Annotated in this window: 9 protein-coding genes; 7 read left to right on the top strand and 2 right to left on the bottom strand. The window is 60.9% G+C overall.

Annotated features, from left to right (window positions below; all coding sequences use genetic code 11):
• Positions 1-35: 35 nt before the first annotated feature.
• The 7 genes from AC1DTN_RS09330 to AC1DTN_RS09300 all read left to right on the top strand — a co-directional run bounded on the left by AC1DTN_RS09330 (position 36) and on the right by AC1DTN_RS09300 (position 11,339).
• A complete protein-coding gene (locus AC1DTN_RS09330; protein WP_477920606.1) occupies positions 36-3,662 on the top strand; it encodes a hydantoinase B/oxoprolinase family protein in 3,627 nt (1,208 codons plus the stop codon).
• 186 nt (positions 3,663-3,848) lie between these two features.
• On the top strand, positions 3,849-4,379 hold the full coding sequence (locus AC1DTN_RS09325; protein ID WP_439017839.1) for a winged helix DNA-binding protein: 531 nt from the start codon (positions 3,849-3,851) through the stop codon (positions 4,377-4,379).
• Entirely contained in the window at positions 4,376-6,208 is a 1,833-nt protein-coding gene (locus AC1DTN_RS09320) for an ABC transporter ATP-binding protein (protein WP_477920605.1), read from the top strand. The genes AC1DTN_RS09325 and AC1DTN_RS09320 overlap by 4 nt, the downstream gene beginning before the upstream one ends.
• Before the next feature lie 52 nt (positions 6,209-6,260).
• A complete protein-coding gene (locus tag AC1DTN_RS09315) occupies positions 6,261-7,781 on the top strand; it encodes an ABC transporter substrate-binding protein (protein WP_113320150.1) in 1,521 nt (506 codons plus the stop codon).
• A 61-nt stretch (positions 7,782-7,842) separates the two neighbouring features.
• Complete coding sequence (locus AC1DTN_RS09310; RefSeq protein WP_439017842.1) at positions 7,843-8,766, top strand: ABC transporter permease; 924 nt, start codon at positions 7,843-7,845, stop codon at positions 8,764-8,766.
• Between the two features lie 3 nt (positions 8,767-8,769).
• Positions 8,770-9,618 (top strand): ABC transporter permease, encoded by an 849-nt coding sequence (locus AC1DTN_RS09305; RefSeq protein WP_439017843.1) that lies wholly within the window; start codon positions 8,770-8,772, stop codon positions 9,616-9,618.
• Positions 9,615-11,339 carry a M14 family zinc carboxypeptidase gene (locus AC1DTN_RS09300; protein WP_477920604.1) on the top strand — a complete coding sequence of 575 codons (1,725 nt, stop codon included), beginning with the start codon at positions 9,615-9,617 and terminating at the stop codon, positions 11,337-11,339. The genes AC1DTN_RS09305 and AC1DTN_RS09300 overlap by 4 nt, the downstream gene beginning before the upstream one ends.
• A gap of 14 nt (positions 11,340-11,353) precedes the next feature.
• Here the strand turns inward: AC1DTN_RS09300 and AC1DTN_RS09295 are convergent, their stop codons facing one another.
• Together AC1DTN_RS09295 and AC1DTN_RS09290 are read right to left on the bottom strand one after the other, a co-directional pair.
• A complete protein-coding gene (locus AC1DTN_RS09295; RefSeq protein ID WP_477920603.1) occupies positions 11,354-12,709 on the bottom strand; it encodes an amidase in 1,356 nt (451 codons plus the stop codon).
• Between the two features lie 69 nt (positions 12,710-12,778).
• Positions 12,779-14,293, bottom strand: coding sequence for an ABC transporter substrate-binding protein (locus tag AC1DTN_RS09290; protein ID WP_477920602.1), 1,515 nt, complete (start codon positions 14,291-14,293; stop codon positions 12,779-12,781).
• Between the last annotated feature and the right edge of the window lie 4 nt (positions 14,294-14,297).

The raw sequence follows: 14,297 nt of genomic DNA, 5'->3' as shown, positions 1-14,297 counted from the left end.
CTTAGTGATATTGGAAACGAACGGCGGAGGCGATTTTGTCGGGCATTGCGGCTGGTAGCTGGGACTTCTGGATCGACCGTGGAGGCACCTTCACCGATATTGTCGGGCGCGACCCCTCCGGTGCCCTGCATGCCCGCAAAGTGCTGTCCGAAAATCCGGAAGCCTATCGCGATGCCGCCGTCCACGGCATTCGCCTGCATCTCGGCCTGAGCGCGGATGAACCAATCCCGACCGGGCTGATCGACGAGGTGCGCATGGGCACCACCGTCGCCACCAATGCGCTTCTGGAGCGCAAGGGCGAACGTCTGGCGCTGGTAACGACAAAGGGTTTCCGTGACGCTCTGCGCATCGGTTATCAGGAGCGCAAGAAGATCTTTGCGACCGAGATCATCAAGCCGGAAGCGCTCTATCAGGATGTGGTCGAGCTCGAAGAGCGCGTATTGGCCGACGGTACCGTCGAGACAAAGCTCGATGAGGCCGCGACCGAAGCGGCCCTGCGCGATCTGCGCGCCAAGGGTTATCGCGCCGTCGCCATCGTCTTCATGCACGCCTATAAATATCCTGATCATGAGGCAGTCGCTGCGCGCATAGCCCGCGCCATCGGCTTCGAACAGGTTTCCGTCAGTCACGAGGTCTCGCCGCTGATCAAGCTGGTCGGCCGTGGCGATACGACCGTTGTCGACGCCTATCTTTCGCCGGTGCTTGGCCGCTATGTCAGTCAGGTCTCGGACGAACTTGACGTGGCGCGTACCGGCGCGCGCGTCATGTTCATGATGTCTTCGGGCGGCCTGACTGCAGCCAACATGTTTCAGGGCAAGGATGCGATCCTGTCCGGTCCGGCCGGCGGTGTGGTCGGTCTTGCCAAGACCGGCGAGCAGGCGGGTTTCGGCCACGTAATCGGCTTCGATATGGGTGGCACCTCGACAGACGTCGCACATTTCGACGGTGAGTATGAGCGGGCCTTCGAGACGGAAGTCGCCGGTGTTCGTGTGCGCGCGCCAATGATGCTGATCCATACGGTGGCGGCCGGCGGCGGTTCGATCCTGCATTTCGAAAGCGGCCGTTTCCGCGTCGGGCCTGATTCCGCCGGCGCTTTCCCAGGTCCAGCCTGCTATCGCAATGGCGGCCCGCTTGCGGTGACCGATGCCAATGTCATGGCCGGCAAGCTGTTGCCGGATTTCTTCCCGGCAATCTTCGGCCCGAACCAGGATAAGCCGCTCGACGTCGCGACGGTGCGGCAGAAGTTCGCCGAGCTGGCAGCCGAGATCGGCGACGGGCGCAGCCCCGAAGAAGTGGCTGACGGCTTCATCCGCATTGCTGTCGCCAATATGGTCGAGGCGATCAAGAAGATTTCCGTGCAGCGCGGTTATGACGTGACGCGTTATGCGCTCAATTGCTTCGGTGGCGCTGGCGGCCAGCATGCCTGCCTGGTCGCCGACGCGCTCGGAATGAAGAGCATCCTGCTGCATCCGTTGTCGGGGTTGCTGTCGGCCTATGGCATGGGTCTCGCCGATATCCGCTCCACGCGTCAAAAGGCGCTCGGTGTGACGCTCGATGCGGCCGCACCCGCAGAGATGACCGCGCTTGGCAGGCAATTGCAGGGTGAATGCCAGCCGGAGCTGGTGGCGCAGGGCGTCGAGGCCGGCAAGATCAAGACGGTGTTGCGCGCTCATATCCGCTATGCCGGCACCGATACTCTACTGGCCGTCGAGGCACTGTTCCCGCAAACTGATGACGCGGCGCGCCTTCGCAAGGAGTTCGAGATCCTGCACAAGCGCCGTTTCGGCTTCGTTGCCGAGGACAAGCCGCTGGTCGTGGAAGCCGTCGAGGTCGAATGCATCGGCGGTGCCGCCGCCGAAATCGATGTCGATCGCGGGGAAGCAGGTGAGGGCGAGGCTTCGCCCATCCGGCGAACCCTGTTCCATTCGCAGGGTGAAAGCCATGATGCGGCCGTCGTCCTGCGTGATCGTATCCTCCCCGGCCAGACCGTGACCGGGCCGGCCATCATCATCGAACCGAACCAGACCATCGTCGTGGAAGATGGCTGGCAGGCGAAGCTGACGGCGCGCGATCATGTCGTGCTGACCCGCATCAAGGCGCTGCCCGAGCGCACGGCGATCGGCACCAAGGCCGATCCGGTCATGCTGGAGATTTTCAACAATCTCTTCATGTCGATTGCCGAGCAGATGGGGGTGACACTGCAGAACACCGCCTATTCCGTCAACATCAAGGAACGGCTCGATTTTTCCTGCGCCGTTTTCGATGCGGACGGCAATCTCGTTGCCAACGCGCCGCATATGCCTGTGCATCTCGGCTCCATGGATGCGTCGGTGGCGACCGCCATCCGCGAAAATCCGGTCATTCATCCGGGTGACGTCTTCCTGATCAATGCGCCCTATAATGGCGGCACGCATCTGCCTGACCTCACCGTCTGCACGCCCGTCTTCGACGATGCCGGTACGCGCATCCGCTTCTGGGTGGCAAGCCGTGGTCACCATGCCGATATCGGCGGTATCTCGCCGGGCTCGATGTCGCCGCTTGCGACGCATATCGACGAAGAAGGCGTCTACATCGACAATTTCAAGCTGCTCGATCGCGGCCGTTTCCGTGAGGACGCGCTTGCCGATCTGCTCACCGGTGCGCGCTATCCAGTTCGCACGCTGGCGCAGAACGTCAACGACCTGAAGGCGCAGGTTGCTGCGAACGAAAAGGGCGTGGCGGAGCTGAAGAAGATGATTGCGCTCTTCGGCGAGGACGTGGTCGACGCCTATATGGGCCATGTGCAGGATAATGCCGCCGAAAGCGTGCGGCGTGTGCTCGACCGCCTGCCGGACGGCGAATTTTCCTATGAGATGGATCAGGGCTGCAAGATCGTCGTCAAGATTTCCATCAACAGGGAAAAGCGCGAAGCGACAGTCGATTTTACCGGCACCTCAGCGCAGCGCCCCGACAATTTCAATGCGCCGGCGCCGGTGACGCGGGCGGCCGTGCTCTATGTCTTTCGCGTGCTGGTCGAGGCGGATATTCCGATGAATGCCGGCTGCCTGCGGCCGATCCGTATCGTCATTCCCGATGGTACCATGCTGACGCCGGAATACCCGGCCGCCGTCGTTGCCGGCAATGTCGAAGTCAGCCAGGCCGTGACCAACTGCCTGATCGGCGCGGTCGGCGCCATGGCTGCTGCTCAGGGCACGATGAACAATCTGACTTTCGGCAATGACAAATACCAATATTACGAAACCATCTGCTCCGGTGCGCCGGCAGGCCCGGGGTTCAATGGTGCAGATGCCGTGCACACGCATATGACCAATTCACGCCTCACCGATCCGGAAATTCTGGAGAGCCGTTTCCCGGTCGTGCTCGAGGATTTCCATATCCGGCCGAATTCCGGCGGGCGCGGTCAGTGGCATGCCGGCAATGGCACGCAACGCACGATCCGCACGCTCGAGAAGCTGGAATTTGCCGTCCTCTCCGGCCATCGTCGCGTCGCGCCGTTCGGGCTGAAGGGTGGTGAAGACGGCCAGACCGGCCGCAATTATGTTCGCCGCAATGACGGTACGATCGATGAGCTGATCGGCGCTGCCCATACGGTGCTGGAAGCGGGCGAAGCCTTCACGATTGTGACCCCGACGGGTGGCGGATATGGGCCACGCAATGCCTGATATTGGTTCGGCTAAAACGGTTTAAAATCAATGGAATAGATGTTCGTCCCTGCATGTCGAACGTGCAGGAAAACAAGATCCGGGAAACGGCGGCGGAATAGAGGAATCTTAGCGATAATTTGTTGACAAATTATCGCTTCCAGCTAACCTGCCACACGTACTTCAGTTCTGAGATGAGAGAGTTCATTGGATAAACCGAAGGAACGAAAAGCGCCCCGCGAATTGATCGTGTCGTCCGCCCATCTGGCGCTCGGCAGTTCACCGGCCCTCTCCGAATTAGAATACGGATCGATCCTCTTTTCTCACGCTTTCAATCGCTGGATGGTGCGCTGCATGGCGGCTGCCGGCGTGCCGAGCCTGTCGCCGGTCGAGATCCTGATCATCCATTCCGTGCGTCATCGCGGTCGTCCGAAGACGCTCTCCGATCTCTGCCTCGTGCTCGATATCGAAGACACACATGTCGCCAATTATGCGGTCAAGAAGCTCGATGCGGCCGGCCTGGTGAAGACCGGGAAATCCGGCAAGGAAAAGGTGATCCAGGTCACCGACCAGGGCCTGGAAGCGCTGACCCGCTATTCGGAAATCCGCGAGCGGTTGCTGGTAGAGGCGACCAAGCTCTCGGGTCTTTCACAGGATGAACTTTCCGACATTGCCTCCCATCTGAGGGCCTTGTCGGGATACTACGAACAGGCAGCGAGGTCAGCGGCAACTTTATGAGTAGATCGACCGAGAGCAACAGCGCCGCCATCCCCGTCGTCCTCTCGGTCCGTTCACTATCCGTCGACTTCAAGTCCGGCCAGTTTCAGGCCGTCAAATCGCTGAGTTTCGACGTCAAGCCGGGCAAGACGCTCGCCATCGTCGGAGAATCCGGCTCGGGTAAATCGGTAACCTCGAGGGCGATCATGCGCCTCACCGATTTTTCGGGCGGCCGCATCAGCGGCGGCGAAATTATCTTCCAGAGCCGCAATGGACCTCTCGATCTCGTCACCGCCAATCCCGATCGCATCCGGCAGATAAGGGGCGGGGAGATCGCGATGATCTTCCAGGAGCCGATGACCTCGCTCGATCCGGTCTTTTCGATCGGCGATCAGATTGTCGAAGCCATCCTCCTGCATCAGAAAACCACGCGCGCGGAAGCCAATCGTATTGCGCGGAATATGCTCGAAAAGGTTCGCATTCCCGACGCTGATGCAATGATGCAGCGCTATCCGCATCAGCTCTCCGGCGGCATGCGTCAGCGCGGGATGATCGCCATGGCGCTCTCCTGCCGTCCGAAGCTGTTGATTGCCGACGAGCCGACGACCGCGCTCGACGTGACGATCCAGGCGCAGATCCTCAATACGATCCGCGAGCTGCAGCGCGAACTCGGCATGGCGGTGATCTTCATCACCCATGATATGGGTGTCGTCGCCGAAATGGCCGATGATGTGATCGTGCTGCGTCACGGCGAGAAGCAAGATGAGGCGCCGGTTCGGGCGCTGTTTTCCAATCCGCAGCATCCCTATACGCAGACCCTGCTTGCCGCCGTGCCGCGTCTCGGCAGCATGTCGGGCAAGGCGTCCCCGAACAGCGAGGCGCTGGAAGCCGTTCGTTCCGATAGCAAGCCACCGCTTCTGCAGGTCGATGGTCTCACGGCGCGTTTTGCGGCGCGCAGAAGCCTGTTTGGCAGGCTGACACATCGCATTCATGCGGTCGAAGGCATTTCCTTCGAGATCGCCGCGGGCGAAACGCTGGCGCTGGTCGGGGAATCCGGCAGCGGCAAATCGACGACCGGGCGAATGCTGCAGCAGATCATGGAGCCGACTGGCGGCAAGATCCGTTTCCGTGGTCGCGATATCTCTGAAATGGATCCGCGCGAGAAGCGCTCCCTGCTGCAGAAGGTCCAGTATATTTTCCAGGATCCCTATGCAGCGCTTGATCCGCGCCAACGGGCCGGCGCCAGCATTGCCGAGCCTATGATCGTTCACAAGCTGCAGCCGGACAAGGCGGCGATCGAGGCGCGAACGCTCGCTTTGCTTGATCGCGTCGGCCTTCCGCACGACTACAGAACGCGGTTTCCACACGAGCTTTCCGGCGGCCAGCGCCAGCGTGTCTGCATCGCCCGGGCGCTTGCCAGCGATCCGGAACTGATTATCGCGGATGAATCCGTGTCGGCGCTCGATGTTTCGATCCAGGCGCAGATCCTTGACCTGCTTCTGGAACTGCAGCGGGAGCGCGGCCTTTCCTACCTTTTCATCACCCATGACATGGCTGTGGTCGAGAAGATCAGCCATCGTGTCGCGGTCATGTATCTCGGACAGATCGTCGAGATAGGCACCCGACAGGAAATATTCGAGAACCCGCAGCATCCCTATACGCGCAAGCTGCTGGCCGCGATCCCTGTGCCCGATCCCGATCGCAGCATCGACACCACGCTTTTGACCGGCGCGATACCGAGCCCGGTCCGCAAGATCGGCGATGAACCGGCGCTTCTGCAATATCGCCGTTTTTCGCCCTCGCACTTCGTTGCGGCCGAGCCGCAGAAGCTGTCCGAAACCCTCCCATAGGACAGACCGCTACAAAACAGTCACCGCACAATAAAAATGGGGAACTAAAATAATGGGATACCGAAAGCTCTTCCTGGCAGCCGCGCTGTCGTTCCTGCCGCTTACCGCAACCATCGACGCCGCACACGCCGCCGGCACGCTGACCGTCGCGCTCGAACGCGATGATGGCAGCTGGGATCCGATCGACACCTTCACACTGACCTGGGGCCGTATCGGCAGCAACATCTTCGACGGTCTCGTCCAGCGCAGCCCTGACCTGAAGCTGCTGCCCGGCCTCGCCACGGCTTGGGAATTCCTCGACGACAACAAGCGCATCCGCTTCACGCTGCGCAAGGGCGTCAAATTCCATGATGGCGAAGATTTCAATGCGGCTGCCGTCAAGTTCACCTTCGACCGGCTGCTCGGGCCGGAAGGCGCCAAGGGGCCGCAGCAGGCAAACTATACCTCGATCGGCGAAGTGAAGATCGTCGATGACTATACGGTCGACTTCATCCTCAAGAGCCCGGATCCGGTGCTGATCACCAAGCTTGCCGGCTACGGCGGCATGATCGTGCCGCCGGCATATATCAAGGAAAAGGGCGACGAATATTTCAACCTGCATCCGGTCGGTACTGGTCCGTTCAAGTTCGTCGACTACAAGCCGAAGATCAGCCTGACACTGGAGGCCAATCCGGATTACTGGGGTGGCGCACCGAAGCTCTCTGGCCTCGTCTATCGGTTCATTTCCGAAGCCGCGACCCAGGTTTCCGAGCTGCAGTCGGGCGGTATCGATATCGCCACGCTCGTGCCGATCAGCCTGATCGATACGATCAAGGGCGACCCCAAGCTGGAAGTGGAGAGCATCACCGGTCCTGATGTCTCCATGCTGCGCTTTAATAATACCGACGGCATCACCAAGGATCCGGCGGTCCGCAAGGCGCTCATCCAGGCCGTCGACCGCGACGCCATCATCGAGCAGATCCTGCAGGGCAATGGCAAGCCGATTGCGAGCCTCCAGAGCTCGCTGTCGCTTGGCTACAATCCCGACCTGAAGCCGTTGCCTTTCGATCCCGCTGCCGCGAAAGCTGCGCTCGACAAGGCGGGTGTGAAGCCCGGCACCAATCTCGAGCTTTCCTTCGTCGGTACGGATGCGACCTTCCGCGAAGTGTCGCAGACGGTCGCCGCCTATCTTCAGGCGGTCGGCATCAATGCTTCGCTGAAGTCCTACGAAACCAACGTCTACTACACTGATATCATCGCGCACGGCAAAACCGGCTCGCTCTATCAGTTCCAATGGGGTGGTTGGACCTTCGACTTCGACAACACGGCCTATCTGCTCTATCACAGCGGCCAGTTCTGGAATCCCTACATCAAGGATGCCAAGCTCGACCAGCTGCTGGAAGCGCAGCGCTCGACCTATAATGTCGATGAGCGAAAGAAGATCCTGGGCGAAGTTGCGGCCTATGCCGCCGACCAGGCCTTCGAGATGCCGCTCTACAACGGCAATACGCTCTATGCGATCAACAAGCGGGTGAAGAACCTGGCGCCGACCCCGGACGTGCGTTTCCGCTTCGTAGACGTATCGGTCGAGTAACCGAACCCCGCTCGACTGCCTGCCTGTGGGCAGGCAGTCACATCCTCCGCAGGGTCATGCCATGCCAGCCTATATTGCCAAACGCCTCTTGCAGGCTCTCTTTGTCGTGATCGTCGTCACGCTGCTCGTTTCCTATGCGATCAGGCTGTCCGGCGATCCGACGGCCATGCTCGTCAGCGGCGGTTCTGCCGTCACCGAGCAGGATCTGCAGAATATCCGTGCCGGCCTCGGTCTCGACCAGCCGTTCCACATCCAATATCTGAATTTCATGTCGGGCGTCGTCACAGGCGATTTCGGCAAGAGCTTCTTCGGCGGTACGCCAGTCTGGAGCCTGATCGCGCAGGCCTTGCCGGCGACGCTGCTATTGTCCTTCCTGTCGCTCATCCTGTCCTTCGTGATTTCCATCCCGCTCGGCATCCATGCGGCTGTGAAGTCAGGCTCGTGGGCAGATCAGGTCGTCCGCATCCTGTCGCTCGTCGGCCTGTCCTTCCCGAATTTCTGGCTGGCGATCATGTTGGTGCTGATCTTCTCGATCAAGCTGGAATGGCTGCCGTCGAGCGGCTTCCTTGCCTATTCGGGCCTTGTGCTGCCCTGCCTGACGCTGGCGCTGATACTCTCGGCGGTGAACGTGCGCATCGTGCGCTCGGCCATGCTGGAGACCTTGTCGGCGCAATTCATTCTCGTCTCCCGCGCCAAGGGGCTGAAGGACAGGGTGGTGCTCTACAAGCACGCCCTGCGCAACTGCCTCATTCCGCTGCTGACCTTCGTCGGCCTGCAGTTCGGCGACCTGCTCGGCGGCGTCGTTATCGTCGAGCGCGTCTTCAACTGGCCGGGCATGGGCAGCCTTGCCTTCGATGCCATTTCATCGCGCGACTATCCCGTATTGCAGGGCACGATTACTGTGCTGGCGCTGCTGATCGTCCTGATCAACCTTGCGATCGATATTGCCTATGGCATCATCGATCCGCGTATTGGGAGGAAGTGAGCCATGGCATCCTCCTCGGCTAAATCGTCCTTCTTCCGTCACACGCCGCTGGAACTTCTCTTTGGCATCCTGTTCACCGGCGGAATGGTTCTGCTTGTCGTCTTCTCCGACGTAATCTTCGGGAACAAGGCCGACATGATGGATCTTCGCGCCCGTCTGCTGCCGCCGTTCGTCAGCCTCAACCATATATTCGGCACCGATCCCCTCGGCCGAGACGTACTGGCGCGCATTGCCGCCGGCGGCAAGATCTCGCTGATCGTTGGAGTGCTATCGGTCGCGGGTGCCACCGCCGTTGGCACGATCGCCGGTCTGATCGCCGGCTATTTCCGCGGGGTCGCCGACATGATCCTCATGCGCATCGCCGATGTGCAGCTCGCCATGCCCTTCATGCTGATGGCGCTGACCTTCATCGCCATCGTCGGACCTGGCCTGCCGATCCTGATTTCGCTGATGATCATCGCCCAATGGGTGCAATATGCGCGACTGGTGCGTGGTCTCGTCCTCTCCTTGCGCGACCGCGAGTTCATCCAGTCGGCACGGGCGATCGGGGTCGGGCGCATGCGGATCATCCTCGTGCATATCCTGCCGAATATCGTCGGCCCGATCATCGTGCTGATGACGCTGAACGTCGCCAACAACATCTTGCTGGAAAGCAGCCTGACCTTTGTCGGTCTCGGCGTCGATGCCTCCATTCCAAGCTGGGGCGGCATGCTCGCCGACGGGCGCACCTATGTGCAATCCGCCTGGTGGGTCAGCGTCTTTCCGGGCTTTGCCATCATGTTCACCGTCCTCGGGCTCAACCTGCTCGGTGACTGGCTCCGCGACTATCTCGATCCGACGAGGGAAAAATGAGCACCATCCTCAATCTCGAAGTTCCGCGCACGCTCGACGTGCTGGTTTCCGAACTGACCGCCAATCCTCCGGGCACGCCTGTTGAGGCCTGGGTCTTCGACGATGCGCCGTCACGGCAGGCCGCCGAAGAGAAACTCGCCGCCGCCGGCATCACCGCGCGGATCCGCAGCTCCTACAAGCCGCTGGTCTATCTCTTCCTCGAAGAACTGCATATTCCCTCGCTTGCCAAGGTGGAAATTGGCTACCCGGTCCACCCGGCCGCAGATCCGCAGCGCTTCCTGATCGAAGCCTATCCGCTGGCAGCTCTTGTGGGCGATGCAGAAGTCGCATTTCACGCCAACACGCTTGATCTTACCTACGACATCAAGCTGACGACAAAGGCGGGGGAAACGAAGACCTATACGGTCTTTGCACCGAATGTGGTGGAGGACGACCACGTCGGAACGCCGGTGCTGCGCTGCTGCGGCTGGCACAAGGGCGAACGGCTGAAAACCGATTTCGAGATCCTGTTCCTCGCGGCCGTCGATGCCGTCAAACAGCAGACATGGGAGCGCAAGCAGCCCTATTTCGACCGTCTGCGCATCACGGTCGATCTGCCGGCCAATGATCTCGACCTCGATTTTTGCAGCGAGAGCATCAGTCTGCGCGAAGCCATGCATGAAGAGCTGTTCTTCAGCCTGCGCGAATGCCTGGATGCGGAGATGGGCGCCATGGCTGGACGCGGCGGCGCGCGACCGGGCCAGGTCGTTCCTGATATCCGCAGTACGGACGGTAATCCGCGTATCGTCATGAGTGTGGAGGAATTCGGCGAGCACGAAGAGGCGACTGGCGAGGATATTGACATGGCGACCGCGACGCGGCCGCTGAAGATCGGCCAGATCCGCCGCGAACTGGCGAAGATCGAGGGTGTGCCGATCAAGGCAATATCGTGCGAGGGCCGTGAGGTGCTTGGTCGCTATCACAATGGACCGGGGCCGGCCGTGCTGATCTCGTCGGGCCAGCATGCCAATGAGACCAGCGGTCCGGTTGGGGCGCTACGCGCGGCGCAACAGCTTGCCGCCGATCCCGACCAGCATTTCGCCATCGTACCGGTCGAAAATGTTGACGGATATGAACTGCACCAGCGGCTGATCGTGGAAAACCCCTTCCATATGCATCATGCCGCCCGCTACACGGCCTTCGGCGACGACCTCTCCTTCACCGTGCCGCCGCCGATGTATGAGCGTGAGGTGCGAGGCAAGGCGCTCGAACTCTCATCTGCCAAGCTGCATCTCAATCTGCACGGCTATCCCTCGCACGAGTGGACGCGGCCGATGTCGGGTTACCTGCCGCGCGGCTTCGAGCTATGGACCATTCCGAAGGGCTTTTTCCTGATCGTCTGCACGCATCCGGGTTGGGAGGCGATCGGCGAAGCATTGCTCGATGAGGTCGCCAAACGTCTGGCTGAAGACAAGAATCTCGTCGAATTCAACGCCAAGCAGATTGATTGCGTCCGCCTGCACATGCCGAACGCGCCGTTCGAGGTACGCTACGGTATTCCGATCCTGAGGCAGGTCGGCTCACTTTACCAGGCGCCGCTGACCATCATCACCGAAGCGACTGACGAGACGGTTTACGAGCAGGTCTTCGTCGATTGCCACGAGGCGCAGACGCGAACCGTGCTCTATGCAGTCGAGGCCTATCGCCGGCTGGCTGCAGGCAGTGACTTTCCGTCGGTCTGAGAGAGCGACCCGACCTAGAGGACTGCCGGAAGAGACGGTCGGCGCCAGGCATCGAGCACTGCCTCGACGCCGAGGGCGATCTGCAGGAGCTTTCCGTCGCCGCCGACAGGGCCGGTCAATTGCAGCCCAAGCGGCAGATGCCCATCCACACCAGAGGGCAGGCTGAGGGATGGCTGGCCGGTCATGTTGGCGAAGCCGCTGGAGAGCATTTCGCCTTCCTCGCCATCCTCGGTGAATTCCGGATCCTCGATCGGGGCGGGAAAGGGCACGCTTGGCCCGATCAGAATATCCACTTCAGAGAAGGCCACCTCGATCGCGTCGCGCAGCTTCACGCGGAAGTCCTGTGCCTTGATGTAGTCGACGGCCTTTGCCTCGAAGCCCGCTTCCACCTGCGATCGTGTGCGCAGCGCGTAACCCGCAGGGTTTTCAGCATAGAGGCCCGCATGGATGACCGAGGCTTCCGGCAGGATGATGCGGCGAAGTTCCGAATTGGCGAGCTTTAGCTCCGGAATGTCCATGCGCTTGATGATCGCACCAGCCGCTTCCAGCCGCTTTAGCGCTTCGGCAAGATTGGCGGCAACCGCCGGCGTCAATTCGGGACTCTCGCAATGAAAGCTGACAGCACCGATCCCGACGCCCGCAAGTGATGGCGGTGAAAGCGGGAAGGTTTTGCCGGCGATTGCTTCGAGCAGCAGGGCCGTATCCGCAACGCTCCGTGCAAGCGGTCCGGCATGATCGAGGCTCCAGGACAGCGGAAAGACGCCGTCGAGGGATACCAGACCGAAAGACGGTTTCAGCCCGACGATACCGCAATAGGAGGCGGGAATACGGATCGAGCCGCCCGTATCGGTGCCGATCGCCAGCGGCAGGATACCGGCGGCGACCAAGGCGGCAGAACCACCGCTCGAGCCGCCGGAGGTGCGGCCGACGTCGTGGGGATTGTTGGTCTGGCCGATATCCGGATGGGCGATGCCATAGGCATATTCCAGCAGGTTGGTCTTGCAGAGAATGATCGCGCCCGCTTCCCGCAGGCGCTGCACCAGCGGTGCATCTTCGCTCGCCATTGCCGGTGGTCGCACCTTACTGCCATAGCCGGTTGGTGCGCCCTCCACTTCGATCAGATCCTTGATGGCGACGGGAATGCCGTGCAGCGGCCCGCGGTCCTTGCCGGATCGCAGCTCTGCGGTCGCTTGTTCCGCTTCGGCAAGTGCCGTCGCATCCAGTCTCTGAGCGGCGGCATTGAGGGCGGGTTCCAGGCTCTCGAGCCGTTGAAGGCTGGCGCGCACCACATCGACCGGCGACAGCGAGCCGTTTCGGTAGGAGCGTCCAAGCTCGGCCACACCAGTGAATGCGATTTCGTCCGCCGTCATCATGATTTCCCGTCGACAGAATGGTCCGCCGCGTTTGGCGCGGCGGACCATGTCACAACGATAACATACTCAGTTCTTGACCGTGTCTTCCAGGAAGAAGCGGCCGAGCGGGTTCTGGTAGAAGTTGTCGATGTTCTTGCGTGCCACGTTGATGTAGGGGCTGTAGTAGAGATCGATCCAGTTGACGTCGTCCTTCGCCGTCTTCTGCAGGTCGATATACATCTGCTCGCGCTTCTCCGGGTCGAGTTCCAGGCGGGCCTTGGCGACCAGCTCCTTCACCGCTTCGTTCTTGTAGTTGGTCGAGTAGTTGTTGTTGGAATCGTGGCCGAGCACGAAGGTCGTCTTCTGGTCCGGGTCGAGAATGTCGTTGGTCCAGTAGTTGACCGAGATGTCGTAGTCGCCGGCAACCGTCATGTCCCATTCCTGGCTGGGATCGACCTTCTGCAGGTTGGCTGTAATGCCGGCCTTGGCGAGCTGCTGCTGCAACAGCACGGCAGTCTGTTCATCCACCTCGTCGCCGGCGCGGATCAGGTAGTTCAGCGTCAGGTTGGAGACACCGGCATCGGCCAGTAGCTTCTTGGCCTTTTCCGGATCATAGGGGCGCTGCAGGTTGTCGGCGTAGTAATAGAGGGCGCCCTTCGGAATGTAGGAATTGGCGACCGTGCCCTGACCGAAGGTGACGGCATCGACGATCGCCTTCTTGTCGATTGCGAGATCGAGCGCCTGGCGCACTTCCTTCTTGCCGAGATCGCCATGCGCATGGTTGATCAGCAGATGATCTTCACGCGTCGACGGGTCGATCAGCACGTCGAGGCCGGCATCCTTCTTCAACTCCTCGACGCGCGAGAAGGGCACGAAGATGGCTGCATCGAGCTGGCCTGCCTGCACGTTCAGCATGCGGGTATTGTCATCAGGCACGGAGATCCATTCGACGCCGTCGAGCTTCACGCGGTCTGCCTGCCAGAAGTTCGGGTTCTTCTTCAGGATGACGCGGTCGCCGCGCCGCCATTCGTCGACAACGAAGGCGCCGGATGCAATCGGCTTTTCGGCGTAAGCGTCCGCGCCCATGGATTCGATGCCGGCCTTGGAGATGACAGAGGCATTCGGCAGCGCCAGCGTCGAAAGGAAGGGTGCCGACGGATTCTTGAGCTTGATCGTCAGCGTGTGTGGATCGGTCGCGACGGCGGTGTCGATCACCTTGTAGGAGTCGCTCCAGAGCGAGCCTGCGTCATCGCGGATACGCAGCAGGCTGAACGCCGCGTCTTCCGCCGTCAGCGGCGAACCGTCAGAGAATTTTGCGTCGCGGATCTTGAAGGCATAGGTCAGGCCGTCGTCGGAGACGGTCCAGCTTTCGGCAAGGCCGGGCTCCAGCTTGGTGCCGGTCTTGTCGACGCGGATCAGCACGTCGTAGACGTTGGAGAAGACCCAGTTGTCGATGTTCTGCGCCGTCTTGATCGGATCGAATGTCGTCGAATCTTCTCGACGACCGATGGTAAGCACGCCGGCGGCTTCGGCGTAGGATGCGCTGAGCGTCAGGCCTGCAAGAAGCGCTGCAAGCCCGATTGATTTCCATCTGGTGATCATGCGT

Source organism: Rhizobium sp. 01T444 (assembly GCF_056398305.1).
Note: the sequence above shows the minus strand (reverse complement) of the source record. Positions and strands in the feature narration are given on the sequence as shown.

Coding starts and splice junctions, on each gene's coding strand:
- AC1DTN_RS09320 (WP_477920605.1), top strand. CDS start 4,376: ATGAGTAGATCGACCGAGAGCAACAGCGCCGCCATCCCCGTCGTCCTC.
- AC1DTN_RS09315 (WP_113320150.1), top strand. CDS start 6,261: ATGGGATACCGAAAGCTCTTCCTGGCAGCCGCGCTGTCGTTCCTGCCG.
- AC1DTN_RS09310 (WP_439017842.1), top strand. CDS start 7,843: ATGCCAGCCTATATTGCCAAACGCCTCTTGCAGGCTCTCTTTGTCGTG.
- AC1DTN_RS09305 (WP_439017843.1), top strand. CDS start 8,770: ATGGCATCCTCCTCGGCTAAATCGTCCTTCTTCCGTCACACGCCGCTG.
- AC1DTN_RS09300 (WP_477920604.1), top strand. CDS start 9,615: ATGAGCACCATCCTCAATCTCGAAGTTCCGCGCACGCTCGACGTGCTG.
- AC1DTN_RS09295 (WP_477920603.1), bottom strand. CDS start 12,709: ATGACGGCGGACGAAATCGCATTCACTGGTGTGGCCGAGCTTGGACGC.
- AC1DTN_RS09290 (WP_477920602.1), bottom strand. CDS start 14,293: ATGATCACCAGATGGAAATCAATCGGGCTTGCAGCGCTTCTTGCAGGC.